33 protein-coding genes are annotated in these 26049 nt (G+C 67.2%); 10 read left to right on the plus strand and 23 right to left on the minus strand.

The genetic code is table 11. The features are described 5' to 3' along the window. Positions 1–216: 216 nt before the first annotated feature. Positions 217–723, plus strand: a complete 507-nt coding sequence (locus tag DTO57_RS10435) for an FAD-dependent oxidoreductase (protein ID WP_114118171.1) — start codon at positions 217–219, stop codon at positions 721–723. Here DTO57_RS10435 and DTO57_RS10440 read toward each other — a convergent pair. From DTO57_RS10440 to DTO57_RS10450, 3 genes are read right to left on the minus strand one after another with little or no spacing between them, the layout of a single operon-like run. Beyond that, a complete protein-coding gene (locus DTO57_RS10440; protein ID WP_114118172.1) occupies positions 716–1228 on the minus strand; it encodes a TspO/MBR family protein in 513 nt (170 codons plus the stop codon). The genes DTO57_RS10435 and DTO57_RS10440 overlap by 8 nt on opposite strands. Continuing rightward, a complete protein-coding gene (locus tag DTO57_RS10445) occupies positions 1225–2784 on the minus strand; it encodes an SDR family oxidoreductase (RefSeq protein ID WP_229730393.1) in 1560 nt (519 codons plus the stop codon). Before DTO57_RS10445 ends, DTO57_RS10440 begins: the two co-directional genes overlap by 4 nt. Beyond that, on the minus strand, positions 2781–4148 hold the full coding sequence (locus tag DTO57_RS10450) for a glucose-6-phosphate dehydrogenase (RefSeq protein ID WP_114118174.1): 1368 nt from the start codon (positions 4146–4148) through the stop codon (positions 2781–2783). Before DTO57_RS10450 ends, DTO57_RS10445 begins: the two co-directional genes overlap by 4 nt. A 69-nt stretch (positions 4149–4217) precedes the next feature. Here DTO57_RS10450 and DTO57_RS10455 point away from each other — a divergent pair, with 69 nt between their 5' ends. After that, a complete protein-coding gene (locus DTO57_RS10455) occupies positions 4218–6017 on the plus strand; it encodes a glycoside hydrolase family 15 protein (protein WP_114118175.1) in 1800 nt (599 codons plus the stop codon). Positions 6018–6031: 14 nt separating this feature from the next. Here the strand turns inward: DTO57_RS10455 and DTO57_RS10460 are convergent, their stop codons facing one another. After that, positions 6032–6703 (minus strand): hypothetical protein, encoded by a 672-nt coding sequence (locus DTO57_RS10460; RefSeq protein WP_162785741.1) that lies wholly within the window; start codon positions 6701–6703, stop codon positions 6032–6034. Between the two features lie 132 nt (positions 6704–6835). Between DTO57_RS10460 and DTO57_RS14395 the strand changes: the two genes are divergently transcribed. Next, complete coding sequence (locus DTO57_RS14395) at positions 6836–7018, plus strand: hypothetical protein (RefSeq protein ID WP_162785742.1); 183 nt, start codon at positions 6836–6838, stop codon at positions 7016–7018. Here the strand turns inward: DTO57_RS14395 and DTO57_RS10465 are convergent. Together DTO57_RS10465 and DTO57_RS10470 are read right to left on the minus strand one after the other, a co-directional pair. After that, positions 7015–7686: a potassium channel family protein gene (locus DTO57_RS10465; protein WP_114118177.1), complete on the minus strand. Its 672-nt coding sequence runs from the start codon at positions 7684–7686 to the stop codon at positions 7015–7017. The genes DTO57_RS14395 and DTO57_RS10465 overlap by 4 nt on opposite strands. After that, complete coding sequence (locus tag DTO57_RS10470; RefSeq protein ID WP_229730394.1) at positions 7679–9106, minus strand: TrkH family potassium uptake protein; 1428 nt, start codon at positions 9104–9106, stop codon at positions 7679–7681. The genes DTO57_RS10465 and DTO57_RS10470 overlap by 8 nt, the downstream gene beginning before the upstream one ends. Positions 9107–9240: 134 nt before the next feature. Between DTO57_RS10470 and DTO57_RS10475 the strand changes: the two genes are divergently transcribed. The 3 genes from DTO57_RS10475 to DTO57_RS10485 all read left to right on the plus strand — a co-directional run bounded on the left by DTO57_RS10475 (position 9241) and on the right by DTO57_RS10485 (position 11398). After that, entirely contained in the window at positions 9241–9645 is a 405-nt protein-coding gene (locus DTO57_RS10475) for an ArsR/SmtB family transcription factor (protein WP_114118179.1), read from the plus strand. Between the two features lie 392 nt (positions 9646–10037). Beyond that, entirely contained in the window at positions 10038–10913 is an 876-nt protein-coding gene (locus DTO57_RS10480) for an SDR family oxidoreductase (RefSeq protein WP_114118180.1), read from the plus strand. Between the two features lie 83 nt (positions 10914–10996). Beyond that, positions 10997–11398, plus strand: coding sequence for an FHA domain-containing protein (locus tag DTO57_RS10485; RefSeq protein ID WP_229730395.1), 402 nt, complete (start codon positions 10997–10999; stop codon positions 11396–11398). Between the two features lie 42 nt (positions 11399–11440). On the opposite strand, the gene DTO57_RS10490 is transcribed toward DTO57_RS10485, so the two are convergent. From DTO57_RS10490 to DTO57_RS10500, 3 genes are all read right to left on the minus strand, one after another. After that, entirely contained in the window at positions 11441–11764 is a 324-nt protein-coding gene (locus DTO57_RS10490; RefSeq protein ID WP_114118182.1) for a DUF7882 family protein, read from the minus strand. 9 nt (positions 11765–11773) lie between these two features. Further along, positions 11774–12115: a DUF7882 family protein gene (locus tag DTO57_RS10495; protein ID WP_114118368.1), complete on the minus strand. Its 342-nt coding sequence runs from the start codon at positions 12113–12115 to the stop codon at positions 11774–11776. Between the two features lie 118 nt (positions 12116–12233). Beyond that, the gene (locus tag DTO57_RS10500; protein ID WP_114118183.1) at positions 12234–12452 is read right to left on the minus strand and encodes a hypothetical protein; all 219 of its coding nucleotides are present in this window, start codon (positions 12450–12452) and stop codon (positions 12234–12236) included. A 265-nt stretch (positions 12453–12717) separates the two neighbouring features. Between DTO57_RS10500 and DTO57_RS10505 the strand changes: the two genes are divergently transcribed. Beyond that, on the plus strand, positions 12718–12978 hold the full coding sequence (locus DTO57_RS10505; RefSeq protein ID WP_114118184.1) for a hypothetical protein: 261 nt from the start codon (positions 12718–12720) through the stop codon (positions 12976–12978). 61 nt (positions 12979–13039) lie between these two features. On the opposite strand, the gene DTO57_RS10510 is transcribed toward DTO57_RS10505, so the two are convergent. Beyond that, positions 13040–13237 (minus strand): hypothetical protein, encoded by a 198-nt coding sequence (locus DTO57_RS10510; protein ID WP_162785743.1) that lies wholly within the window; start codon positions 13235–13237, stop codon positions 13040–13042. A gap of 26 nt (positions 13238–13263) precedes the next feature. Next, a complete protein-coding gene (locus DTO57_RS10515; protein ID WP_114118186.1) occupies positions 13264–13521 on the minus strand; it encodes a DUF7218 family protein in 258 nt (85 codons plus the stop codon). Between the two features lie 56 nt (positions 13522–13577). On the opposite strand from DTO57_RS10515, the gene DTO57_RS14400 reads away from it, so the two are divergent. After that, complete coding sequence (locus DTO57_RS14400) at positions 13578–13721, plus strand: hypothetical protein (protein WP_162785744.1); 144 nt, start codon at positions 13578–13580, stop codon at positions 13719–13721. A 7-nt stretch (positions 13722–13728) separates the two neighbouring features. Here DTO57_RS14400 and DTO57_RS10520 read toward each other — a convergent pair whose 3' ends face one another. The 4 genes from DTO57_RS10520 to proC form a co-directional block, all read right to left on the minus strand. Further along, positions 13729–13995 carry a GlsB/YeaQ/YmgE family stress response membrane protein gene (locus tag DTO57_RS10520; RefSeq protein WP_114118187.1) on the minus strand — a complete coding sequence of 89 codons (267 nt, stop codon included), beginning with the start codon at positions 13993–13995 and terminating at the stop codon, positions 13729–13731. A 27-nt stretch (positions 13996–14022) separates the two neighbouring features. After that, a complete protein-coding gene (locus DTO57_RS10525) occupies positions 14023–14217 on the minus strand; it encodes a CsbD family protein (protein ID WP_114118188.1) in 195 nt (64 codons plus the stop codon). A gap of 99 nt (positions 14218–14316) precedes the next feature. Beyond that, the gene (locus DTO57_RS10530; protein WP_114118189.1) at positions 14317–14628 is read right to left on the minus strand and encodes a DUF7882 family protein; all 312 of its coding nucleotides are present in this window, start codon (positions 14626–14628) and stop codon (positions 14317–14319) included. Positions 14629–14880: 252 nt separating this feature from the next. Beyond that, on the minus strand, positions 14881–15735 hold the full coding sequence (proC, locus tag DTO57_RS10535; RefSeq protein ID WP_114118190.1) for a pyrroline-5-carboxylate reductase: 855 nt from the start codon (positions 15733–15735) through the stop codon (positions 14881–14883). Between the two features lie 36 nt (positions 15736–15771). Here proC and DTO57_RS10540 point away from each other — a divergent pair, with 36 nt between their 5' ends. After that, positions 15772–16743, plus strand: coding sequence for a cation diffusion facilitator family transporter (locus DTO57_RS10540; protein WP_114118191.1), 972 nt, complete (start codon positions 15772–15774; stop codon positions 16741–16743). On the opposite strand, the gene DTO57_RS10545 is transcribed toward DTO57_RS10540, so the two are convergent. After that, on the minus strand, positions 16740–17201 hold the full coding sequence (locus DTO57_RS10545) for a nucleoside deaminase (RefSeq protein WP_114118192.1): 462 nt from the start codon (positions 17199–17201) through the stop codon (positions 16740–16742). The genes DTO57_RS10540 and DTO57_RS10545 overlap by 4 nt on opposite strands. A gap of 30 nt (positions 17202–17231) precedes the next feature. Here DTO57_RS10545 and upp point away from each other — a divergent pair, with 30 nt between their 5' ends. Beyond that, positions 17232–17867: a uracil phosphoribosyltransferase gene (gene upp / locus DTO57_RS10550; RefSeq protein WP_114118193.1), complete on the plus strand. Its 636-nt coding sequence runs from the start codon at positions 17232–17234 to the stop codon at positions 17865–17867. A 51-nt stretch (positions 17868–17918) separates the two neighbouring features. On the opposite strand, the gene DTO57_RS10555 is transcribed toward upp, so the two are convergent. The 7 genes from DTO57_RS10555 to DTO57_RS10585 all read right to left on the minus strand — a co-directional run bounded on the left by DTO57_RS10555 (position 17919) and on the right by DTO57_RS10585 (position 25975). Further along, positions 17919–18833, minus strand: coding sequence for a carbohydrate ABC transporter permease (locus DTO57_RS10555; protein ID WP_114118194.1), 915 nt, complete (start codon positions 18831–18833; stop codon positions 17919–17921). Continuing rightward, positions 18833–19807 (minus strand): carbohydrate ABC transporter permease, encoded by a 975-nt coding sequence (locus DTO57_RS10560; protein WP_114118195.1) that lies wholly within the window; start codon positions 19805–19807, stop codon positions 18833–18835. Before DTO57_RS10560 ends, DTO57_RS10555 begins: the two co-directional genes overlap by 1 nt. 69 nt (positions 19808–19876) lie before the next feature. Then, on the minus strand, positions 19877–21265 hold the full coding sequence (locus tag DTO57_RS10565; protein WP_114118196.1) for an ABC transporter substrate-binding protein: 1389 nt from the start codon (positions 21263–21265) through the stop codon (positions 19877–19879). A 126-nt stretch (positions 21266–21391) separates the two neighbouring features. Then, the gene (locus DTO57_RS10570; RefSeq protein WP_229730396.1) at positions 21392–22426 is read right to left on the minus strand and encodes a LacI family DNA-binding transcriptional regulator; all 1035 of its coding nucleotides are present in this window, start codon (positions 22424–22426) and stop codon (positions 21392–21394) included. 71 nt (positions 22427–22497) lie between these two features. After that, the gene (locus tag DTO57_RS10575; protein WP_162785745.1) at positions 22498–23199 is read right to left on the minus strand and encodes a hypothetical protein; all 702 of its coding nucleotides are present in this window, start codon (positions 23197–23199) and stop codon (positions 22498–22500) included. Between the two features lie 11 nt (positions 23200–23210). Next, the gene (locus DTO57_RS10580) at positions 23211–24779 is read right to left on the minus strand and encodes a vWA domain-containing protein (protein ID WP_114118198.1); all 1569 of its coding nucleotides are present in this window, start codon (positions 24777–24779) and stop codon (positions 23211–23213) included. Then, positions 24776–25975 (minus strand): hypothetical protein, encoded by a 1200-nt coding sequence (locus tag DTO57_RS10585; RefSeq protein ID WP_114118199.1) that lies wholly within the window; start codon positions 25973–25975, stop codon positions 24776–24778. The genes DTO57_RS10580 and DTO57_RS10585 overlap by 4 nt, the downstream gene beginning before the upstream one ends. Positions 25976–26049: the final 74 nt, after the last annotated feature.

Here is a 26049-nt window from a genome sequence, read left to right on the forward strand (position 1 = left end):
GCGAATCCTCGACGGCCATCAACTCGGAGTGCGAGGCCATAGGGACTGGTCGATCGGCGACCATGGCTTCAAGATGGTGCTCACGGCACAGGTGCCGCGAATCATCGGTCGAGAGATCGGGGGCGTGGCCTCGGCGATGCTCGGGAAGGGCGTCGATCAGGTGTCCGCGGTCGACGCTCGGGCGGCGCACCCGGTGGGCGTAGCGAGCTCGACCACGTGCAGACGAGGCTCTCGCTCCCCGACGAGGCGATGGGATACTCCCGGGATGTGCTGCGCGACTATGGCAACATGTCGTGCGCGACGATCCTGTTCATTCTGAGGCGCATCGAGAGGGCGAGCGAGTCCGGGATCCGCCGGGTGCTGCTTCGCCGGCTGCGCCGCAGCCGTGTCTTCGTCATCGGCGACGCCGCGCACGAGATCAGCCCGATAGGCGGGCAGGGCATGAACCTGGGACTGCTCGACGCGGCGACGCTGGCACCCGCGCTCGCCCACTGGCTGAGAGAACCCACGGATCTCCGGCCCGTCGACCGCTGGGAGCGCGACCGGCTCGCCTCTGCGCGGACGGCCGCGAACCTCGCGGGGATGAACACCGCAATAGGCCAGGCGCGCGGGGTCGCCGGTCACGCCGCGGCAATGGCGGCCGTGCGCGCGGCCGCCGCCACGCCGCTCGCGCGGTTCGCCGCCCACGCCCACGGCATGGGCCTGGACCGCAGTGTCAGTTGAGCGCGGCGACGCCGGCGTTCAGCGTAGAGGCGTAGATGATCCACACGAGATACGGCGCAAGCAGCCATCCCGACGTCTTGATGCGGGTCGCGCAGAGGCCCATGTACCAGACCACGCTCACGATCAGGGCGAGCATCACGATGAGGGCGATCCACCAGGCGGCTTCTCCGATCACGGGATAGCCGGCGAAGAAGATCGGCGTCCAGGCCGCGTTGAGCGCAAGCTGGACGACATAGACCGTGAGCGCGGGATCCCATCGTCGACCGTCCTTCGCGGCCCAGCGCCACAGCAGGAAGCCCGAGAGCGCGATCATCAGGTACAGCACGCTCCATACCGGGCCGAAGAGGGCGTTCGGCGGGTTCCACGGCACCTTCTCGGCGTCGGCGTACCAGCCGTCGACGTTGCCCATGGTCGCGAGCGAGCCGCCCGCGGCCACCGCGACGACGGCGATCAGGATCACGGCGGCGACGATGATCTGTCGTGCGAGGGACGGCGTGCGGGTCATGACGTTTCCTCCTGTGTGTGATTCTCTGCCGTTGCGATGATGCGATTCACCATGCCGCTAAAGATGAAACCGTGGAACGGGAGCATCGAGAGCCAATAGAGGCGCCCCGAGAGCCCGCGCGGGAAGAAGACGGCGCGCTGCACGTACGCGAGGCCAACCGGTGATTCGTCGATGCCGAGCTCGAGCCATGCGCTGCCTGGCACCTTCATCTCGGCGCGCAGTCGCAGCAGACGCCCCGGCTCGAGCGCCTCGACGCGCCACACGTCGAGCGCGTCCCCCACGGCGAGGTGCGAGCGGGCGCGCCGCCCGCGCTGCAGCCCGACACCGCCCGAGAGGCGATCCATGAGCCCGCGCAGGGCCCAGAGCGCCGATCCCGAGGGCCACCCGTTGGTGCCGCCGATCTGCGTGATGACCGACCATATGGCGTCGCGATCGGCCGTCGTCGTACGGCTGCGGCGGTCGACGAGCACCGTACGCCCCGCCCAGTCCGGGTCACTCGGGAGCGGATCGCTCGGCGCCTGCGACACGCGCGCGTCGACCCAGCTCGTTTCGACGTCGTCGATCTTAATGCGGCCGAGCGCGAGCCTGACGGCCTCGCGATAAGGCGTCAGCCCCGACTCGGGACGCGGCAGAATCTCATCCACGGCGCGGTCGGCCATGACGCAATCGTTCTGGAGCGACTCCACGAGCGGCCGCGCGATCGTGCTCGGCACCGGCGTGACGAGCCCGACCCAGAGCGACGCGAGGCGCGGCGTGAGCACGGGCAGCGCCGCGATGCCGCGCTGGGGCAGACCCGCCTCGACGGCGTAGCCGTTCATCATCTGTCCGTAGCGCAGGACGTCGGGGCCGCCGATGTCGATGGCGCGGCTGATCGAAGGATCAGCGCGCGCCGCGGCGAGCAGGTAGTGCAATACGTCGCGGATCGCGATTGGCTGAATGCGGTTCATCACCCAGCGCGGCGCCGGCATGTAGGGCAAGACATCGGTGAGGTGGCGCACCATCTCGAACGACGCGGATCCCGAACCGATGATGACGCCCGCTTGCAACACCAGCGTCGGCACTCCGGACGCCAGCAGGATCTCCCCCACCTCGACGCGGGAAGCGAGATGGGGCGAGAGATCGGCGCCCGCCGGGTGCAGGCCACCGAGGTAGACGATCCGCCTCACACCGGCGTCCGATGCGGCCCGCGCGACGGCGTTCGCGATCTCGCGATCACGTTGCCCGAAGCCTCGACCGCTCGACATCGAGTGCACGAGGTGGAACAGCACGTCGACGTCGTCGGTCGCGGCGGCGAGCGCACCAGCGTCGCCCGCATCGCCCTCGACGATCTCGACGCGGTCCGCCCACGGCAGTGCGCGGATCCGTTCGGCGGAACGCGACAGCACGCGCACGCGCCAGCCTCCGCGGAGCAGTCGCGGCACGAGCCGACCGCCGACGTATCCCGTCGCGCCGAGCACGAGGGCGCGAGGCGCGGATCCGTCCTCTCGCGGCGCGGAACGGAGCGCCGCTTCCGTGCCGAGAGGCGCGCTGATGGTCGTCTCGTCCGATTCGTTCACGAGTTCGATGTCTCCCAGTTGACAGGCCCCGCGGACCCCGCGGGGTACTCCTCCAGCGGAACCTCGCCACGGTGCCAGGCTGTGCGTACCGGCTCGATGATCCGCCAGCATTCCTCGGCCGCGTCTGCCCGCACGGACAGCGTGACATCGCGCTCGAGGATCTGGCTGAGCACCTCGGTGTAGGCCCGGACGCTGCCCTCACCGAGTTCGAGGCCGAGCGTCTCACGGCGGAGGGCGAACGGGTCTTCGCCGCCGTTGACGTTGAGGTCGAGCCACATGGCGTCGGGCCCGAGCGAGAAGCGCAGCGTGCCGCCGTCACGGACATCGCCCGTGAGGCCGTCGGGGATGTGGCGCACGGGCGCGAACCTCACGACGATCTCCGTGCGCTTCTCGCCGAGCGCCTTGCCCGATCGCAGCACGAACGGCACGCCCCGCCAACGCGCGGTACGCACCTCGCAGACGATCTCGGCGAGCGTTTCCGTCTCGCGCGACGGGTCCACGCCTTTCTCGTCGACGTACGACGGGAGTTCGCGGTCGTCGATACGACCGTCCGTGTAGCGGGCACGACGGGACGACGCCGCCGCGTCGTCTGCCCAGATATGCGTCGCGCGGAGCGCAGCGGCCTTCGCATCGCGCAGATCGCGTTCGCCGAGCGTCGCGGGCGGCTCCATGGCGAGGACCGCGAGTACCTGCAACAGATGGCTCTGCAGCATGTCGATCATCGCGCCCGCACGGTCGTAGTAACGCGCACGGTTCTCGAGCGCGAGCGACTCGTCGTAGCGTACGAGCACCGATTCAATGTGATCGGCCGACCACAGCGGTTCGACAACGCGGTTGGCGAAGCGCACGCCCAGGACGTTCAGCAGCGTGGATCGCCCCAGGAAGTGGTCGACCCGGAACACGCGGGACTCGGGCACGATCTCGGCGAGGGTGGAGTTGAGACGCCTCGCGCCCCCTTCGTCGCCTCCGAACGGCTTCTCGAGGGCGAGGATCGTCCGCTCCGGCAGTTCGACCTCGCGTAGGGCCTCGCAGGCCGCGGCGGCGACGGCGGGTGGAACCGCGAAGTACAGAACGACGGAGTCGCCCGTATCTCGCACGAGGCGCGCAAGCTCCTCGGAACGCGTGATGTCGGCGACGACGTAGCGCGTCGACGAGACCCGTTCGAACGCGTCGGGAAGACCGGCGGCTTCGAACGCCTCGCGCACGGCGGAGCGCCAGCGGTTGTCGTCCCAGGGGTCGTCGCCGGCCCCGCGCAGGTCGAGATCGAGGCTCGGGTCTCGATGCAGCAACTGCGCGAGCGCGGGAAGGAGCAGACGGGAGGTGAGGTCGCCGGATGCGCCGAGGATCAGCAGCGTCGTAGACATGCATTGCACCATAGCGATGCCCGCCGCTCACCAGGAACCCCCTCGCGCCGCGCGCGCGGGCATGGCATTATGACGGCGGTGACGACACGGATCGAAGATTATGCGCTCCTCAGCAACTGCCGCACGGCGGCGCTCATCTCGCGGGAGGGCAGCCTCGACTGGCTCTGTTTGCCCCGCCTCGACTCGCCGTCGGTGTTCGGCGCCCTGCTCGGCACGGAAGACAACGGCTGCTGGACACTACGCCCCGCAGAGGGACAGTCGAGCCGACGCTACGACGGCGACACAATGCTTCTTGTCACCCGCTGGGCTACCCCGACGGGTATCGCCGAGGTACACGACCTCATGCCCATCGACCCCGTTCCGCACGCCGACACGCACCGTGTCGATGTCGTGCGCCGCGTCGTCGGCGTCTCCGGCACCGTCGATTTCGAGCAGACCCTGAGACTGCGCTTCGACTACTCGCGCGCTCTCCCCTGGGTTCGGCAGACAGGCACTGAGGAAGATCCCGAGCTCATCGCGATGGCGGGGCCGCACGCGGTCGTCGTGCGCGGCTCGAGACTGCATGCGTCGGATCACGCGCACCGCGGATCCGTAACGGTCACCGCGGGCGAGCGCGTCGATCTCGTGCTCACCTGGTTCCCATCGCACATCGCGGTGCCCGCGCCGCTCGTCGTGAATCCGGCGGTCGCCGAGACCCGCGCGTGGTGGCAGGAGTGGTCCGACAAGATCGAGCACGAGGGTGTGCACCGGGATCTCGTCGTACGTTCGCTCGTGCTGCTGCGGGCCCTCACGAACCACGCAACCGGGGGCATCGCCGCCGCCGCGACGACCTCTCTTCCGGAAGAGATCGGCGGAACGCGCAACTGGGACTACCGATTCGTATGGCTGCGAGATGCCGCGCTGACGCTCGAGGCGCTCATCGATCACGGCTTTATCGGGCTCGCGGAGACATGGCGTTCGTGGCTGCTGCGCGCGATCGCCGGAGACCCCGCCGATCTGCAGGTCGTGTACGGTCTCGCGGGCGAGCGCGACCTCGTCGAGCGCGAGATGACGTCGCTTCCCGGCTACGAGGGGTCCGCGCCCGTTCGGATCGGCAACGGGGCATGGAACCAGTACCAAGCCGACGTCGTCGGCGAGGTGCTCGTCACTCTCAGCGCGGGCCGCGAGGCGGGCCTCACGGAGTCGGAGTTCTCGTGGCCGCTCGAACGAAATCTCATCGCGTACGCCGCCGAACAGCTCGAGCGCCCCGACCAGAGTCTGTGGGAGATCCGCAACGAGCCACACCTGTTCACGCAGTCTCGCGCCATGATGTGGGCCGTGTTCGACCGAGGCGTGCGGGCCGTGGAACGGCACGGGCTCGACGGCCCTGTGGAGAGGTGGCGCGATCTGCGCGACCGGATCGCCCGCGAGATCGACGAGAAGGGCGTCGCAGACGGTTACTTCACCCAGCATGAGGGAACGCTCGAGGTGGATGCATCCTTGCTCCTGCTCCCCCAGGTCGGTTTCTGCGCGCCGGACGATCCCCGGATGCTGAAGACCGTTGAGCGCATTGAGCAGACCCTCATGCGCGATGGCTTCCTCATGCGCTATCGCACACAGAGCGGTTTGGACGGACTCCCCGGCGACGAGTCTCCGTTCCTCGCCTGTTCGTTCTGGCTCGTCGAGCAATACGCCTGCACCGGCCGGCTCGACGAGGCGAACGAGTTGATGGATCGCCTCTGCGCCCTCGCGAACGACGTGGGCATGCTCTCGGAGGAGTACGACACGCGCGCGAAGCGTCAGGTCGGCAACGTGCCGCAGGCATTCAGTCACCTGGCTCTCGTGAGAGCGGCCGATGCACTCGCGAGAGCGAGCCATCGGCCGCGATAGCGCGAGAGCCCGGGTCAGGCGGCAACCGCCATGACCGGGTGCGGCCGCTCGGCGCGTGTGCGCAGGAATGCCTGCGGCGGGAGGGCCGCGCGGGCCGATCGGGCAATCTCACCGGCGTGCTCGTCGATGACGACGCGTGCGCCGGACAGGAGTGCAGCGCGAGCGAGCGCCTCGGCCATGGGGACGGGACCGTAACCGACGATCTCGGTGCTCTCGCGCTCATCGACCCACGGATCCGCGGCGAGCGCCTCGAGCGTCTTGCCCGACTTCCAGAGGCGCACGTCGAGAAGAAGGGTGTCGACGCGGCCCTGCTGGAGTGCGGCCATGACGTCCTCGGCGCCGATCGTGCGTGCGCCGGTGGCGGTCGTGCCGCGGCGGAGGACGGCCTCCGACATGTCGCGGGAGTGGCACAGCATCGGCAGCACGGGCGGAACCGAGTCGTAACCGGCGAACTCGCCCCGGATCCGGCGGCCCGCGAGGGCGGCGCTGACGATCAGTTCACCGCTGCGAACGAGGATGTAACGGGCGGAGGGGCCGTCCAGTTCAGGGGCGGAATCGAAGGCGCGCATGAGGCATGCGGCGTCGGCGGAGGGGCCTTCGCGTGCGTGAGACCGGTCAGTGTCCTTCGCCGCGTGGGGCAGCCGGGGATCGTCCGCGCGACGCACGATGAGGGACGTTCGTGGCACGTTCCGAGGATAGAGCCAGGTACAGCGTGTCCGTGCCGATATCGGGACCGATAGTTGGATCTTGTCGAGGTCTGGTTCGGGATTATCAACGGGCAGGTCATCCGTCGAGGGGTTTTCACGAGCGTGCAGGACGTGAACGCGAAGATCCGTCAGCCGGTCACGTCGTGGAACGATCGAAAGCGTCCGTTTGCCTGTGCCAAGGCTCCGGAAGAGATCCTCGCAGAAACCAACCCCAAGAAATATTTCAGACACACGGCATTAGATATACCTCGCGGGCCATTCTGCGACCAAAGAGTCAAGAAGAGCTATGCCTAACGCTCTAGTGACGCGAAGCGCTCGACGTTCTCGTTCGTACCCGAGACGATGATGAGGTCGTGGTTCGTGACGACGGTGCTGGCCTCGGCGTAGCGGAAGGGCTTCGCCGGAGACTTCACGCCCACGACGGTTACGTTGTAGCGGGTGCGCATGCCCGAATCCTGCAGGGATACGCCGCGGATGAACTTCGGTGGGAACATCTTCGCGAGTACGAAATCGTCGTCGAAGCGGATGAAGTCGAGCATCTGGCCGCTCACCAGGTGCGCGACGCGCTCGCCAGCCTCGCGCTCGGGGTAGATGACGTGGTTCGCGCCGACGCGGGAGAGGATCTTGCCGTGCGAGAGGCTCGTCGCCTTCGCCCAGATCTGCGGCACCTTCAGGTCGACGAGGTTCGCCGTGATGAGGACCGAGGCTTCGATCGAGGATCCGGTCGCGACGACGGCGACGTCGAAGTCCTGGGCGCCGATCTGGCGCAGCGCCTCGAGGTTGCGCCCGTCGGCCTGCACGGCGTGGGTGACCCGCTCCGACCACTTCTGCACGAGCTCGAGGTTCGAGTCGACGGCGAGCACGTCGCGGTCGAGGCGGTCGAGCTCGCCCGCGCACGCCGCACCGAAGCGGCCGAGCCCGACGACGAGAACGGGAGAGTCGCTCCTGATCGGTTCAACCAACAATCGGCCTTTCGACGGGCAGCGCATACAGCTGCGATTTCGATGTCGCCGCGACAGCAGCGGCGAGAGTGACTGTACCAACGCGACCCATAAAGATGGTCACCGCCATGACCCAGAGGGCCGAATCCGGCAGGGTCTCCGTGAGCCCGCTCGTCAGTCCCACTGTGCCGAAGGCGGAGATCACGTCGAACATGACCTGCGCGATGGGGGCGTGCGTGATCTGGGCGATGACGACCGTCGAGAGCGCGACGATCGTGGCCCCCCATGCGAGAACCGCGACGGCGACGCGCTGCACGTCCGACGGGATCCGGCGCCCGAACACCTGGACCGACTGGCGTCCCTGCGCCTCGGACCAGACGGCGAGGGCGAGGACTGCGAGAGTCGTGACCTTGATGCCGCCGGCCGTCGATGCGGATCCGCCGCCGACGAACATCAGCATGGATCCGACGACGGTGCCGGATCCGTAGAGCTCGCCCATGTCGACGACGGCGAAGCCGCCGGAGCGGGTCATCGCCGATAGGAATAGTGCCTGGAAGAGCGAGTCGCCGAAGTGCATCGACCCGAAGGTGTGCGGGTTGTCGTATTCGAGCACGAGGAACGCCGCCGCGCCGCCGACGAGCAACAAGCCGGAGGTAATGAGGGTGAGCTTGACATGAAGCGACCACGTCGACGGGCGGAAGAAGTGCGCCTTCTTGGGATGAAAGAGGTGGCGAGAGAGGGCAAAGATCACGGGGAAGCCGACGCTTCCGACGATGACGGCGAGCATGATGACGGTCATGAACGCGTAGTCGTTCTGGAACACCGCGATGCCGCCGTCGTTGAGCGTGAATCCGGTGTTCGTGAACGCCATGGCCGCGTACATCGGCGAGACCCAGAGCGCCTCGAGCCAGCCGTACTTCGCGAGCACCGACGGGTAGATCAGCAGGCCGACGACGGCCTCGATCAGCACGGTCGAGATCGCGACGGTGCGCAGCAGCTGGCCCACCTCGCCGAGGCGGACCGCCTGAGATTCGTTCACGGATCCGCCGTGCGCGCGCAGCGGGTTCGAGTCGCCGGCGGCCATCAGCTTCGCGCGCAGGCCCATGCGCTTCGACACCACCATGCCGAGCATCGACGCGAGCGTCAGCGCGCCCATGCCGCCGATGTTGACGCCGACATAGATGACGGCCTGGCCGAAGTGCGACCAGTGCGTGCCCATGTCGACGCTCGAGAGTCCCGTGACGCAGATCGTCGACATGGCCGTGAAGAGGGCGTCTGTCAGGGGCGTGACCTTCCGGTCGGCCGAGGCGATCGGGAGCGAAAGGAGGGCCGTCGTGACGAGCACGAGCGCCGCGAACACCGTGATCGCAAAGCGCGACGGCGAGTGCGTTGTGATGAAGCGAAACCAGCGCCACCCCGCACGGGTGGTGCGCCGCATCATGGCACTGCCTACCGGAGGCTGGCTGCCAGGCATCTCTGATCGTCCCCTTTACGTCTTCACAGATCAGCGAACATCGTATCCCCGCGTGGCTCCCGGCATGTTGTATATGTCGCCGATGGAATACGCTGAGGGGCATGGCCGACATCTTTACCGTGATCGCCGACAGTACCCGCCGCGACATTCTGCGCGTGCTCCAGCAGCGCGACCAGCAGACGGAAGACGGTACGAGCGTGTCGCAGATCGTGGGCGAGCTGAGTGTGACGCAGCCCACGGTGTCGAAGCATCTCAAGGTGCTCCGCGATGCCGGGCTCGTGACGGTGCGCGAGGACGGCCAGCACCGCTTCTATCGCCTGAATGCCGAGCCGCTCGAAGAGATCGACGACTGGCTGATGCCGTTCTTCGTTGATGACGCGACACTCGCGGCTGAGGCGACGCAGTCGCTCCACCCGCCGCTGCCTGAGCCAGCCACACGCTTTGCCGAGTCACTCGGTCGCACTGCCGCCGTAGTGCAGACCGCGTTGAAGCGCCTCGGCGCCTAGGTGTGATGTCCAAGCGCGCTGTTTCACCGAGGCATCGATAAAGGCCTGAAAAGCGAGGCCCCGACACGTGGTACTGGAGGCTATCCGTGGCTTCAGGGATGTCGTCGTGTCGTTCTCAGCGACCAGAGCGGCGCGAGCGCATCCCAGAAGCGGCCAGGCCGTTAGTGGCTTCGGGAGGTCCCCATCCTCTTCGCTCGTCGTGAAGAAATGAGGGAACCCGTACACGCGCCGGGCCGACGCGAGTTCGAGCGTATTCCGTTACCACTTCGGCGTGGATGTCGCCACCCCTGGGCCCCGATCACCCGCCGTGCGGCAGGCTGGAATTGCTTCACGATGGCATCTCATCGACCTCGAAGCATTTGGAACAGCATGGCCGACGGAAAGGTAGAACTATGACGCTCATCGACCCGCGTACCAAGCATCTACGTGGCCCGCTCCCCAAGGACGACCAGCCACAGCCCGGCCTGACAACCCGGACCACCCCACGCCCCGACCACGGCGAAGACAACTACGTCGGCTCCGGTCGCCTCGAGGGCCGACGCGCCCTTATCACGGGCGGCGACTCAGGAATTGGCCGCGCGGTTGCCATCGCGTTCGCCCGCGAGGGGGCCCGCGTCGCGATCAATTACCTGCCCGCCGAGCAAGAAGACGCGGAAGCGACCGCTTGCCTCATCGATGAGCCCGAAAGCGAATGCGTGCTCCTCCCCGGCGACCTCACCGATGAGGACACCGCACGCCAGGTCGTGAGAGACGCCCATAACCAACTCGGGGGCCTCGACCTACTCGTGCTGAATGCCGCGTATCAGAAACAGCGTGAGCCCGACGCGCAGATTCCAACCGACGAGTTCGACCGGGTCATGCGCACCAACCTCTATGCACCATTCTGGATGGCCCGCGAGGCGCTCCCGCTCATGCCTCCCGGTAGCTCGGTCATCGTGACCACCTCGATTCAAGCGTTCTCGCCGTCCCCCGCTCTGCTCGACTACGCGATGACGAAGGCCGCGCTCGCGGCGTTCGTGCAGGCGCTCGCCTCCGAGCAGGGCGAGAAGGGCATCCGCGTGAACGGCGTCGCACCGGGCCCGATCTGGACGCCGCTCATCCCCGCGACCGGCTGGCCCGATAACGTGCCGAACTTCGGATCGGGTAGCCCGCTGGGGCGCCCCGGCCAGCCCGCGGAAGTCGCGGGCGCATACGTGTACCTCGCATCGGAAGACGCCTCGTATACCTCGGGCGCGATCCTCGGCGTGACCGGAGGTGAACACCTGTGAGGGAGCAACTGAACGGCCCGACGACCCACGCCTCCTGGGGCGAGGGCCGCCCGCACCTCATCATCACCTCGGAAGAAACGCGTATGACGATCGACCTGATCGAGGACGAAACGACGATCGGCTCGGCCGGCGGGAACACAATCGAGTTGCCCGGCGCGGATCCTGTGCATGCAACAATCGACCACGATGAGCGTGACGAGTATGTACTCACCCTGCATGGTGAAGGTGAGATGAACGCTGATCCGTCCGCGACCGGCACGCACGAGGGCGCACGCACCGAGACTCTGCGCACAGGTGCTTCGTTCACGATCGGTCCGTGGCGCCTCGTGTTCCAGCGAGACGAGTTCGCCGATCACGGTCGTCCATACGGCGGTCGTCAGGGCGGCGAATACTCTGACCAGCCCGCACAGCCGCGGCGGCCAGACTACGCGGCCGATCCCGACGGATCCGAGCGACCGCCCGGCAACGAAATCGACGAACACTGAGAATCGGGTGTCCCTTTCGATACGGGACACCCGATTCGCGGTCTAGTCGGGAAGCACCTGGTCGAGGTTGACCGTAATGTCGAGGTTGACCGTAATTCCGCCGGTAGAGTGCGTCGAGTGCGTCATCTGGTCGAGGAGGTCGGGGTTCATTTTTGCGGGCGCGGGTGAATCGAAGTCAAACCGCAGCGGAATCGCCGGATGCAACCAGATGGTGCTACGGCCCGGGGATTGCGCCCCCGAGTGCGTCCAAGAGAGCGTGAAGCTCTCGTTGCGCCGAAGCTTGGTGACGACGACAAGTTTGAGGTGCGCGAGTAGGTCATCGCCGATGTCGATACGATGACCGACGCCGTAGTGCAGTACCCCCATGTCAGACGCTCACAATCGCGGTAACGATGCATCCCCGGTGGCGCCGCCCGGGGGCGTGGTCGGCTCCGGGACGAGGTGGAGACCGCCCGAAGAGTTGGCGGTGTAGGCGAGCGCATCTATCCAGGCCGGATTGAGCGCCGGTCGGCGGCTGCCGTAGAACTTGAACACCAGCGGCAATGATTGATGGAGCCACACGCTCGTGCGGCCATCGCCCAGGCTACCGTCGTCGCGCCACGAGAAGTAGAAAGGCTCTCCTCGCCTTAGCTTCGTGCCGATCACGACGTGCAGGTGTGCGAGAGCACGGTCCTCGATCTCGACCTTGACGGTGTCGGAATAGATGAACTTTCCCATGTACTCCCTCATTTTTTATGGGTCCGTTTTCGGTACGGAGCTGTTTTTACTTGCGGTGCAACTACCATGACAGCACTAGTGGGGCTCCGCCATGAGCGGTGCCGCACTACAAGCAAACTCAGAGCCGAATATCGGGGTCTACGCCCGGATCCTCGGTGCTGGGAAGCACGCCTGGTGCCGAGGGCTCGTCTGCGACACGGCACCGCCATGCGCCAGTGGGCGCGGGACGATCGGCGATGAACGTCGCGAACATAGCGAGATCTCGCTCCACGGCCATCTCGTCGAGGTTGAGCACGGCGCCCACCTTCTCGACGAAGCCTTCCGGTGCCCACGACATGATGAGGTCGACGCGGGTGCCGTCGCCCCGGGCTCAAACTCGTCCTCCCCGACCTCAGCCTTTTCACCGGCGCTCGCCCACCGGAGCTTGCGGCCGCGGATCTATTTGCGCTAGATTCGCGCGGCTGCGTTCATCTCGCCCCGCGTCGGATCCGATGTCGATTGTCAACCCCCTCCGCGCCGGGCGTACACCGCGCGACCCTGGATTCGTGCCGTCGCACGCGTGATCGGTACGACCACACCGCAGGAGATCACAGGAGGAACCGATGAGCGATCGCTATGACAACGACCTGACCGATGCCGAGAAGACCGCGCTCGACGAGCAGATCGTCGAGCGAGACAGCGGCGACCCGAACAGCGACCGCGAGTACCTGCAGGATCTCCCGCCCGCAGATGCCGACGACGTCGAACTCGGGGACACTGACGTTGCGGTCGAAGAGGGTGGCGCGCTGCTCGACGAGGGCGAGGGCGAGGAGGGCACGGGACTGCTCGGCGAGGACGACTACGGAGACGGCGACGATCGCTGATATGCACGATGATGCCGGGTGGCCTGTCGGCCACCCGGCATCATCGTGCATATCCGACGCGTCAGTCGACGGCCTCGCGCTGGGTCTTGATGAATTCGATGTCGTCGTCACTCAGCATCGTCTGCGCGGGGACGAACTCGCCCGTGATAGCGCGGATCTCCTCGCGGATCTCGAGGGACAGCACCTCCCCCGGACGCTCGACAAGTGCGTTCTTCGACTCGGCCGAAAGCTTCGGCCACCACTCGTTAATCTCAGCCACGGTCTTTCCTTTCGTCATGCGTGATGTCAGCTGTCGCGGAGCGCCGCGATCAGATCCTTCTTACGGAGCGCGGAGTAGCCGGTCAGGCCGATCTCCTTCGCACGGCCGCGGAGCTCGTCAACCGTCCAGTCTTCGTAGGGCTCCGCGTTGCCTCCGCGACGGCCGACCGTGCTCCGTCCGTCGCGCGCGTCCGCGTTAGCGATGCGCGCCGCCTTCTGTTTGGAGGCACCGTCCTCGAGAACGGCCTCGTACACCTCTTCATCCTTGATGCGCGGGTTCGGCATATTCTTCCCTCCTCCTGCTGGGGTGGCCAGGCTATGCGGAGACGTTCCCTGCCCGCATGCCCCTTTCGCGAGAGGCGACGATCAGCTATGGTCTGGCCGCAAGTGCGAGGGAGCACGACCACGACATCGACACCTCGTCGACCAAGACGAAGGCACGACGCTGGCCCGCGGAGATCGGTCTCCGCGGGCCGCTGTCGTGAGATGGGCTTAGCTAGCCTTGCTTCGACCGGCGAAAAATCCCCAGATCAAAAGCACGATCAGCGAACCACCAATCGCGAGTAGCCACGTCGTCAGCGAGAAGAAAGACGTCAGATCGGCGTCGAATAGGATACCGCCGAGCCAGCCGCCCAACAGGGCGCCGACGACGCCGAGCAACAGCGTGACGAACCAGCCGCCGCCCTGCTTGCCCGGCAGGATGAGCTTCGCGATCGCTCCAGCGATCAGCCCTAGCAACAGAAAACCTAAGAATCCCATGGTGTTCTCCTCACCTCGGAGGGCGTATTAGTCCTTCAACGAGTCGCGGGCGCCGTGAGCTGCGTCCTTGACGTCACCGAGGGCTTCCTTCGCGTGACCCTTGACTTGGTCTGCCTTACCTTCCGCTTCAAGCTTCTCGTTGTCGGTTACCTTGCCGGCGGTTTCCTTGATCTTGCCCGTGGCCTTGTCGGCCATTGCATTGATCTTGTCTTCAGCGCTCATAGCGTTTCCTTCCGTCGTGCGGGTGGAATGCCAGGTTAGAAGAACTGTTCCTCTCCCCATCACCCCCTTGACGAGGCATACGAAATCCGTATAAGAGCGTTACGCGGGAACCTCGAGGTGTTCCTCGACGAGGATGATGCCGCCAGTCGAGTGGGCCGAGTGCGCGAGGTCATCGATCCACTGACGGCTGAGCTCTGGCGGTTCGACGTCGTCGAAGACGAATCGCATCGGGATCGACGGGTGCATCCAGATGGTACTGCGCCCCTCGGGGGTTCCCTCGGGGTGACGCCACGAGAGCGTGAAGCTCTCATTTCGACGGAGCTTCGTGGCGATGACGACCTTCAAGTGCGCGAGCGCACGATCGTCGATGTTGATCGGGTCCTGCGCGTCGCCGTAGAGCAACATTCCCATCTCAGACGGCTCCTCTCGTGGAGATTCGAGCGTACATAGGCCCTCCTTCAAAGGAAAAATGGGAAGACCAATTGGTCTCCCCACCAAGGCTCACACTACGCCATATCAGCGCGGAAGGGCGCGGCGATATCGACGATCATGAGCGGCATAGATACATTTCCATCGTTGCCCACGCCGACGCGAGCATCCTCATAGATCGGGGCTGTACCGTCGCGTCCCAGACAGTGCACCAGAAACGGTGCTTATGACCGCTCAGCCCTCCGCGGCCAGTTCCTTGGCCCGGTTGTACGCCGCATCCGTTGCCGCCGAGAACGTCGCCGCGAGGTCGGCCGACTGCAGCACCTCGACGGCCTTCTCGGTCGTGCCCTTGGGGCTCGTGACGCGGCGGCGCAGCTCGGCCGGGTCCTCGCCCTCGGCCTCGAGCAGGCGGGTCGCGCCGATGAAGGTCTGCTCGGCGAGGAGGCGCGCCGTCTCGGCGTCGAAGCCCTGGTGGCGGGCGGCCTCGATGAACTGCTCGATGAGCAGGAAGACGTAGGCGGGGCCGGATCCCGAGATCGTCGAGATCGCGTCGATGCCGTCGTCGCCGTCGACCTCGACGGCAACTCCCACGGTCTCGAAGAGCCGGCGCACGAGGCCCGTGTCGTCGGCGGTCGCGTGCGTTCCGGCCGCGATGCCCGTGACGCCGCGGCCGACGGTCGAGGGCGTGTTCGGCATCGAGCGGATGACCGCGCGGGCGCCCGTCTTCGCCTCGATCTGGGCGAGGGTTATGCCGGCGGCGAGGCTCACGATGATGGCGTCGTCGGCGAGGTGCGGGGCGATCTCGTCGAGCAGGTCGGCGATCATGTACGGCTTCACGCCCAGGATTACGACGCGCGCGCCCGCGGCCGCGCGGGAGTTTCCGGCCGGCTCGTTCTCGAGCGCGATGGCGTCGACGCCCGCGAGGCCGGCGAGTGCCTCGGCCTTCGCGGCCGAGCGATTCGTCACGAAGACCGGGCCGTCGACGGGGCTCTCGCTCGCGACGAGACCGCGCACGATCGCGCCGCCCATGGATCCGGCCCCGAGGAATGCGAGCGACGGGAAGGCAACTGAGGAAAGACCGTGTGGCATACACATCACAGTACAACTGGCCGTAGGCTCACGAGTATGAGTGCACACGGTGGCGGCAAGGCGATTCTGGCCGCGTTCCTTGCGAACATGGGCATCGCCCTGGCGAAGTTGATCGGTTGGTTGCTGTCGGGATCGGCATCGATGCTCGCCGAGGCCGTGCACTCGATCGCCGACTCGAGCAACCAGGTGTTGCTCTTCGTCGGCGGCAAGACCTCGCGCCGCCACGCCGACCGCCAGCACCCGTTCGGCTACGGCCGCGACCGCTACGTCTACGCGTTCGTCGTCGGCATCATCCTGTTCTCGGTCGGTGGCCTGTTCTCGGTCTACGAGGGCGTCGAAAAGCTCACCCACCCGCACGAGCTCAGCGAAGACTGGTGGTGGCTGCCCATCGTGATCCTGGTGATCGCGATCGTGCTCGAGGGCTTCTCGCTCCGCACCGCCATCGGCGAGGCCAACGAGGTGCGCCCCGAGGGCCAGTCGTGGTGGCAGTTCATCCGCCGCTCGCGCTCGCCCGAGCTGCCCGTCCTGCTGCTCGAAGACACCGCGGCCCTCATCGGCCTCGTGCTCGCGCTCTCGGGCGTCACGGCGTCGGTCATGACGGGCGATCCGGTCTACGACGCGCTCGGCACGCTCGCGATCGGCATCCTGCTGATCCTCGTCGCGATCGTCGTCGGCGTCGAGATGAAGAGCCTGCTCGTCGGCGAGGGCGCCACGAACGAGCAGCTCGACGACATCATCCGCGCGATCGAGGCGGGCGAAGACGTCGAGAAGCTCATCCACATCAAGACCCTCTACCTCGGCCCCGACGAGCTGCTCGTCGCCGCGAAGATCGGCGTGCCCGTCGACAAGCCGCTCGGCGTCGTCGCGCGCGACATCGACGAGATCGAAGAGCGGATCCGCGCCGCCGTCCCGCAGGCCCGCGTCATCTACCTCGAGCCCGACGTGTATCGCCGCGCCGAGGGTGACAAGCCCCCGACCGAGGCGTTCGTCTTCCCGTCGAGCGACTAACGCCGCTCGCCGAAGAACCGCTCGAGCGGGAGCTTCGTCTCCTGCTCAAGCACTCCCCCGACGACCTCGGCCCGGTACGGTAGCCGCCGGTCGCGCACCACGTCGTAGAGGGATCCGGCGGCGCCCGCCTTCTCGTCCCATGCCCCGAACACGACGCGCGAGATCCGCGCCTGCAGCAGCGCGCCCGCGCACATGAGGCACGGCTCGAGGGTCACGACGAGTGTGCAGCCGGTGAGGTTCCAGGATCCGTGGGCCGCGGCGGCCTCGCGCATCGCGAGGACCTCGGCGTGCGCGCTCGGATCGTGAGTTTCCTCGCGCCGGTTGCGGCCGGATCCGATCACCGCGCCCGACGGATCCACGACGAGGGCGCCGACGGGCACCTCGCCGGCGGCCTCGGCCTCCTCCGCGAGCGCGAGCGCGCGGCGCACCAGGGCGATATCGGAGGAATTTCGGTTCACACTCTCACCCTAGGTCGGTAGCCTGATCGCATGCGCGTGCACATTGCCGATCATCCCCTCATTACCCACAAGCTGTCGGTGCTCCGAGACAAGCGGACCCCGTCGCCGATCTTCCGCCAGCTGACCGAAGAGCTCATGACGCTCCTCGCCTACGAGGCCACCCGCAACGTGCGCGTCGAGGAGTGCGAGATCGAGACGCCCGTGACGAAGACCGTCGGCGTCAAGATCGCCGACCCGAAGCCGCTCGTCGTGCCGATTCTCCGCGCCGGCCTCGGCATGCTCGAGGGCATGACGAAGCTCGTCCCGACCGCCGAGGTCGGCTTCCTCGGCCTCGTGCGCGACGAGGAAACCCTCGAGCCCGTCACGTACGCCGAGCGCCTCCCGGACGACCTCTCGGGCCGCCAGTGCTTCGCGCTCGACCCGATGCTCGCGACCGGCGGATCCCTCGCCGCGGCGATCGAGTACCTCTTCGACCGCGGCGCCGAGCACGTGACCGCCGTGTGTCTGCTCGGCACCCCGCAGGGCCTGCAGAAGATCGAGGAGATCGTGGGCGACCGCGACGTCACCCTCGTTCTCGGCGCCCTCGACGAGGGCCTCAACGAGAAGAGCTACATCGTCCCCGGCCTCGGCGACGCGGGCGACCGCCTCTACGGCACCGCCGAGTAATTCAGACGCAAAAGTGCCGCGGACCATACGGTCCGCGGCACTTTTTCATGCCTACCCCTTCACGCTTCCGGCGAGCAGGCCTCGCACGAAGAAGCGCTGCAGCGCGAAGAACACGATGAGCGGCAGCAGGATCGAGATGAACGCGCCGGCCGTCAGCAGGTGCCAGTCCTGGCCGCGGTCGCCCGTCATGGCGGCGAGCGCCGCCGTCAGCGGCTGCACCGTCCGGGATCCGCCCGAGAAGGTCAGACCCACGAGCAGGTCGTTCCAGACCCAGAGGAACTGGAAGATGGCGTAGCTCGCGATCGCGGGCAGCATCAGCGGCAGCATGACGCGGAGGAACACGGTGACGTGCCCCGCGCCGTCGATGCGCGCGGCCTCGATGAGGTCTCGCGGAACCTCCGACATGAAGTTATGCAGGAGGAAGATCGCGAGCGGCAGGCCGAAGATCGTGTGCGCCGTCCAGAGCGACAGGAACGGGAACATGCTCGCGACCTCGGTGCCCGAGAAGATGCGAAGCAGCGGGATCAACGCCATCTGCAGCGGCACGATCTGCAGCGTGAAGACGCCGACGAACACGATGTCGCGACCCTTCCACTCGAGCACCGAGAACGCATACGACGCCATGATCGCGAGGATGAGCGGCGCGAGCGTTCCGGGGATCGCGATGACGATCGAGTTCTGGAAGAACACGGCGAGGTTCGTCGACGTGGATCCCTGCAGCACCTGCTGGTAGTTATCCAGCGTGAACTGCGGATCCGTGAAGATCGACCACCAGCCGCTCGACTTGATCTCGGATTCGGGGCGGAACGACGAGACGAAGAGTCCGAACGTCGGCACCGTCCAGAGCACGGCGATCACGAGCGCGACGGCGCTGCCGATGCGGTTGCCGACGAGCTTCTTGAAGCTGCCGGCGGCGGATCCGGCCTTCTTGGTCGGGTTGACCGCGGTCAGGGTCTGCGTGGACATCAGCGCACCGCCTTGTTCTTGTTCATCTGGCGCACGTTGTAGATCACGACCGGAACAACGAGCAGGAAGATCACGACGGCCATCGCGGATCCGATGCCGTTGTCGCCGTAGGTGAACGACCAGTCGTACATCTCGTTGGCGAGCACCTGCGTCTTAAACTCGGCGCCCGTCATCGTCTGGGTGATGTCGAAGACCTTGAGGGTCGCGATACAGATCGTCGTCAGCACGACGACGAGCGAGGGGCGGATCGACGGGATCGTGATGCGGGTGAAGAGCTGCCACGAGTTCGCGCCGTCGAGCTTGGCGGCCTCGACGATGTCGCTCGGCACGGCCTTGATGGCGGCAGACAGCACGACCATCGCGAATCCGGCCTGGATCCACACCATCACGACGATGAGGAAGACGGTGTTCCACGGGGAATCCTGCAGGAAGCGCACGGGCTCGAAGCCGAGGCTCGTGATGAGGGCGTTGAGCAGGCCGATCTGCTCCTGCGCGGCGCCGCGGTATTCGTAGACAAACTTCCAGATGATGCCGGCGCCGACGAATGAGATCGCCATCGGCAGGAACAGTAGCGACTTCGCGACCTTCTCGAAGCGCGACTTGTCGATGAGGACGGAGTAGACGAGGCCGATCACGGTGGATCCGAGCGGCACGAGCACGACCCACAGCAGCGAGTTCGCGAGCGCCTGGAGGCCGTCGTTGAAGAGGTATGCGTAGTTGTCGAGGCCGACGAAGTTGTCGCTGCGCTTGTCCATGACCGACATCCACATCGTGCGGATGGCGGGGTAGATCAGGCCGACGGCGAGCAGCAGCAGCGCGGGGCCGCCGAAGATCGCGGCCATGATGTAGACCTGCTTGCGGCCGCGCACGCGGTCGACGACCGTCGCGACGAGCAGCAGGATGGCGAGGACCGCGAGGAACGCCAGCACGGCCAGGATCAGCTGGCCGTTCTTGGAGTACAGAAAGAATCCCATGGTGGTTGCCTCCTTTCAGGCGAGGTCGGGCCGGGGCCCCGTGGGGTGCCCCGGCCCGATGTGCGCGGCTTACGGCCAGCTGGCCTCGACCTTGGCGAGAGCCTCGGCCGCGGTCTCCTGACCATCGATCCAGTTGGTCAGCTCGGACCAGAAGCTACCCGCACCCACCTGCGAGGGCATGAGGTCGGATCCGTCGAAGCGGGCGGTCGCGCCCTCGTCCTGGAACAGGTCGATCGTGAGTCGGAGAACGTCGCTGGATGCCTTCGAGGGGTCGGCGCCCGAGTTCGGGCTCACCATTCCGCCGATCTCCATGCGAGCGTTCGCCCACTCGGGCGAGGCCATGTAGGCCTCGACCGCCTGCGTGGCGGGGCTGTCGCTGAACGCGGCGAGGTAGTCGCCGGCGATCAGCAGCGGCTTGTCGTCGGCGGTGTCGGCCGGCAGGTAGAAGGCGAAGATGTCGCCGTCGGGGCCGACATCGGTGCCCTCGGGCAGCTGGGCCTCGAAGAAGCTCGCGGCGCGGAACATGAAGCAGTTGTCGTTGAGGATCTGCAGGCCCGCGTCGGCCCAGGGGGTCGTCGCGATCGAACGCGAGTCGCCGATACCGCCGTTGACGTAGTCCTCGTTCTGCAGTATGTCTCCCGCGCGCTCGAGCGACGCGACGATCTGCGGGTCGTCGAAGGGGATCTCGTGGTTTACCCACTGGTCGTAGACGTCGGCGCCGGCCTCGCGGAGGACCATGTCCTCCATGAAGTCGGTGGCGGGCCAACCGGTCGCGCCGCCCGACTCGATGCCGAAGCACCAGGGCTTCACGCTGTCGCTGCCGTGGTCGGCCGAGATCTGGTCGCTGAGGGCCATGAGCTCGTCCCACGTCGTCGGGATCTCGTAGCCGTTCTCCTCGAACACGCTCGGCGAGTACCAGACGAACGACTTCGCGGATCCCTGGATCGGGATGCCGTACTGCGTGCCGTCGACGTTGCCGTAGCTCAGCCAGTCTTCGGTGTAGTTGGCCTCGGCGGCCGAGAGGGCGTCGCCCTCGAGGGGCTTCAGGTAGTCGCCGTCAACCATGCGGCTGAGGAGGCCCGGCTGGGGGAAGATCGCGAGGTCGGGCGCGTTGCCACCCTCGACCTGCACGAAGATCTGCGACTCGAAGTCATTGCTGGGGTTGTGCTCGATCGTGATGCCGGTGCACGAGGCGAAGTCGGCCCACGACTGCTCGAGCATCTCGCCCTCGGTGCCCTCGATCGTCGACGAGATCTTGACCGTGTCGCCGTCGAAGGTTCCGTAACTCTCGTACGCCGCGCAGTCGGCGCTCGTGTCGCCGCCACCGCTTCCGCCCGAGTTGCTGTTTCCGCCCGAGCCGCCGCCGAGGTCGTCGCCCGCGCACCCTGCGAGAGCGAGAACCGCGACGAGACCGCCCGCAAGGGACATTCCCGCTCGGCGCATCGTGATTGTCGTCATTTCAACGTCCTCTCTGACGTGGAACTCTGTTTATGCGGCGGTGCTGCCGCGCTCACACACTGGCTATCAAACCGTGGCCGAACGCAAAATGCAAGCGCTTACAGAAAATCGAACGTAACGGTGCGATCACGCCGCGCGAACCGCAGGCGCGGGCGCGGTGGATCCGTTATCGACGAGCGCGGTCGGGAACCGCACGTCGCGACCGACGTTGGATCCGGCGATCATCTCGAGCAGCAGGCTCGCGCCCGCATCGCCCTGCGCGCGGGCGTCCTGCGCGACCGTGGTGAGCCCGATGAGCCCCGAGAGCTCGTGCCCGTCGATGCCCACGACCGACACGTCCTCGGGCACGCGGATCCCCCGCGCGCGCAGCTCCTCGAGCGCGCCGAACGCCATCTCGTCCGAGTAGGCGAAGAGCGCCGTCATGTCGGGGTGCGCGTCGAGCAGGGCCGCGGCCGCGGCTCGCCCGCCCTCCTGCGTGTAGTCGCCGAACGCCTCGAGGGTGTCGTCATAGTCGATGCCGAGAGCGGCGAGCGCCGCCACCGTGCCGTCGTGCCGCTCGGAGGCCGACGACCAGTGCGCGTCGTACGGCAGCTTCGCGCCGATCTGACCGATGCGGCGGTGGCCGAGGGCGGCGAGGTGCTCGATCGCGATCCGGGATCCGTCGTGGTCGTCCATGCTCACCCGCACGTGGTCGGGCGGGCCCGTGCCGACGAACACGATCGGCACGTTGAGATTGTCGAGCGTCAACCGCTCCTCCGGCGAGAGCGGGATGCCGAGCACGATCATGCCGTCGACGCGCTGCCGCATGGTCGACATGTCGATCGGGGCACGGGATCCGTCGGGCGCGAAATCGAACGCGTGCAGCAGCACGTCGAAGCCGGCCCCGCGCAGGCGCTCCTCGGCGCCCTCGACCACGTTGCGGTTGAACCAGCGCGAGAACGACGCGGTGAGCAGGCCGATGGTGCGGGTGCGGCCGCTCGCGAGCGACGCCGCCGACGGGCTCGGCACGTAGTTGAGCTCGGCCGCGGCGCGGCGCACGCGCGCCCGCGTCGACTCGCGCACCTCCGGCAGGCCCCGAAGCGCGCGCGAAACCGTCGCCGTCGAGACGCCCGCCAGCCGCGCGACGTCGTCGATTCCTACCCCACCCAGTGCAGATCCCACAAGACTGAAGTGTGCACCATCGCGCGCGGATCCGCCATCGACGGCCCCGCGACCCGCGTGTTCCTGGACTGTTACGCCTCGAGCTCGCGGAACGCGCGATCGAAGTCGGCCGAGTCCTCGATGTCGAGCTTTGCGAAGCGCGCCCGCACGTATTCGAGGTGCTGGCGGATGTCGCGGCTCGTGCCCTGGACGACGTCCGACTCGATGCGGCCGACGGCCTCGGAGAGGATCCGCGCCTGGTCGCCGATGCCCTCGGTGAGCGAAGCGATCTCGGCGCGCGCGTCGGGCGATGCCGACGGGTACATGCGGTCGTTTTCGACCGCGAGGCCGACGACGTTCGGCAGAGTCTCGGTCGCGATCGCGCGCAGCAGCAGGATGTCGCCGTCGACGTGAGAGCGGGCGATGATGTCCGGGAGCGAGGCGACACCGTGAAGCTGTTCGCACGCCGCCATCAGGCGTTTCTTCGCGGCGGCACCCGTCTCGCTCGTGGATCCGCGCCACAGCGGCGAGCCGAGCGCGCGCACCCGCTCGCCCTGCGCGATCGCGCCGGCGCGGATCTCGTTCAGCGCCGCCGCGACGCGCTCCGCGTCGGTCGGTTCCGGATCCGGCTTCGCGGGGATCGCGAGCGCGGCACCGCCGCCGCCGATCATGAGGCCCAGGCCGCCCGCGATGAGCGGCGAGAACTCGAGCCCGAGCCACAGGCCGAGCGTCACGACGAGCGCGCCGCCAACGCCGACGGCGCTCGGGATCGCGAGGCGCTTCAGCCTCGCCAAGCCCTCGGGCGTCATAGGTAGCCCCGGATTTCGCGGAACACGCTCGCGAGGCTCGCGTCGGCCGCGATGAAGGTGCGGCCGCCCGTGAGCTCGGTCAGCTCGCGCATCTCGTCGGCGTCTGCCTCGGCGAACACGATCGCGTGCACGGGCACGCGGGCCGCCGCCGGGGTCGACTCGACGAAGTCCTGGTACCAGCGGGTGAAGTCGTCGAGGTCGGCACCGGATCCGTTGGCGCCGTCACTGAAGAGCACGACCGAGCTGATGCTGTCGTCGCCCGCGTCGGCGACGGCCTGCTCGAGCGCCGTCTCGACGGTGTCGTAGATCGCGGTTCCGCCGCCGGGGTAATAGTCGTCGACCTGGTCGTTGATCTGCGCCATCGCTGCCGAGTAGCCCGCCTGATCGACGGGGATTTCTACCGTGATCTCGGACTTCAGCACGTCGGCGAACTCGAGATAGGTGATGCGCTCGCGCGGCTGAAGCGTGAGGAATCCGCCAGAATCGGTGGCCGGTTCGCCCGAGAGCACGCGCAGCGCCTCGTGAAGGTCGTCCATGCGGCTGCCCTGCGACATCGAGCCCGAGGTGTCGATCGCGAACACCATCTGCGCGGGCTTGCGCGCCGTCGACACCCAGGTGCGCAGCAGCTGCTGCACCGTCTGCAGCTGCGCCGGGAAGGGCAGCTCGTACGTCGTCGCGGCGGCGTCGGGCGCCGTCGCGGTCGTGCGGCGGTGCGTCACATCCGAGATGCGCTTTTGCACCTCGTCGCCCATCAGGTACTCGACGACCGCGTCATAGGCCTCGGCCGTCTCGGCGCTCGCGCCGCCCAGCAGGGTCAGCGGGTAGTCGCTCGTGATGGATCCGTCGGACGGCACCACGGTGTCGAGGTCGATGCCGAGGCCCGAGAGCACCGATTCGTAGTTGAAGATCGCGTCGACCGCGTCCGGATCCTCGACGAACCGCTCGGCGAGCCAGCCGCTGGATCCGGAGGCGAGGTCCTGTCCCTCCGCGAAGCCCTCGAGCAGCGGCGTGACGGTCTCGATGTCGGCATCGGTCAGCACCGTGCCGGTGCCGGCGAGTGCCGTCGCCGCCTGCACGAGCGTCGTGAAACCGCTATTGCTCGCGACGGGGCTCGTCATCCCGTAGCTGAGGTCGCCGGCCTCGATCGCCGAGACGACGTCCTGCCAGCTCGGCGCCGTGCCGCTCGACCAGCCCAGCTGATCCGCCACATCCGGCTTGATGCCGAGCACGACGGGCGAGCGCATGATCGACGTCGACTCGTCGATCAGGTCCTGCCCCTCGGGGAACAGCGAGAGGTAGCGGTTCGACGGGAACCACGTGGCGTCCCAGTCGATGTCGCCGCCGCCGACGAGCGCCTCGGTGCCGTCGAGCGTGCCCATGTACTCGAACTCGAGGTGGACGCCGGTCGCCTTCTCCATGTCCTCGAGGATCGGGGCCATGTCTTGCACCTCGCTGCCCGCGAGGACGCGGAGCGTGTGATCCGGTCCGCCCGTGCAGGCCGCGAGGCCGCCGATGGCGAGCAGGGTCGCGGATCCGGCCGCAATGATGCGCTGGGTGAGGTTCATTCGTCTTCCTCGGCGGGGGCGGTCGTGGCGTCGCCGTCGACCGGCGCGGCGCCGCCCGCGGCGACGTCGTACTGCGCGCCGATGGTCGTGAGCAGGTAGTCCATGACCTCGTAGCTCGGCTCCTGCGCGACATCGACCATTCCGGCGGTGTCGACGTAGCCGGTGAGGCCCTTCTCGGCGATCAGGTCGTCAAAGGCCCCGGCGTAGGTGCCCGAGGGGCGGAAGCCGTGCTCGGCGAGGAGCTTCGCGAGATCCTCGTTGTTCTCGAGAAGCTCCATGACCTTCTCGCCGTTCTCCGAGTACGTGACCGCGGTGTGCTTGCTGAAGATCGTCGGCGACAGCGAGGCGAGCACCATGCCGTCGCGGATCCGGGAATTCTCGGCGACCTGCTCCTCGAGGAACTGGCCCTCGTAGATCATCACCATCGGCACGGCGCTGATGCCCTGCGAGAGGTAGTCACCGAAGGGGCCCGCCGAGCTCGCGCCCGAGTACCCCTGGGCGAGGAACAGGCGCGAGAGCTCCGGCAGGAGCTCGTCGGCGCGCGCCCGATCGGTGATGACGTTGCTGTCGTTCGCGGCGTACGCGGCGAGCGCCAGGTACTGCCCGGCCGAGTTCGACGAGCGGATGTCGGTCGACGTGATCATGATGCTGCGGGGCGAGTTGTAGCCGCCCTGCGAGATCTCGTTCCAGCGCGTGTCGTTCGCGACGAGCTCGAGGTAGGCGGCGACGTCGAGCGTCCACGCGCCGTCCTCGTCCTGCGAGGCCGCGCCCGCGGAGGCGAGGATCTCCATGATCGGCTCGAAAGTCGCGACCGCCATCGGCGAGAAGAAGGGCTGGTACAGCCCCGTGGATCCGGGGACCTCGCTGCGCAGGTGCTGCGCGGCGACCTCGGATGCCGGGAAGGCAAAGCCGTTGTCGGCGATGCCCTCGAGCTCGGCCATCCTCCAGGATCCGGACGAGCGCACCTCGACGCGCAGGCCGTTGTCTTGGAAGATTTCCTGAACCCGCGGATCCTCGAAGAACGCGACCTTCTCGCTGCCGACGACCCCGGTGACGAGGGTTCCGCCGCGCGGCGTGGATCCTCTGCCGAGGCCGAGAAGCTGAATGAGGACAACCGCCAGGATCCCGACCGCGAGAATCGCGATGCCGATGATGTGCGGGGCGCGGATCTTCTTCCGTGTCGTCTGTTCTGCCATTTCATTGGCAGGCTACGTCGCGCGCCGCCCCGAGCCGGGTGACTTCATGAACTGTTCATCACAAGATCATGTCG

This window comes from Microbacterium sorbitolivorans (assembly GCF_003327285.1).
In the GTDB taxonomy this organism is placed as follows: Bacteria; Actinomycetota; Actinomycetes; order Actinomycetales; family Microbacteriaceae; genus Microbacterium; species Microbacterium sorbitolivorans.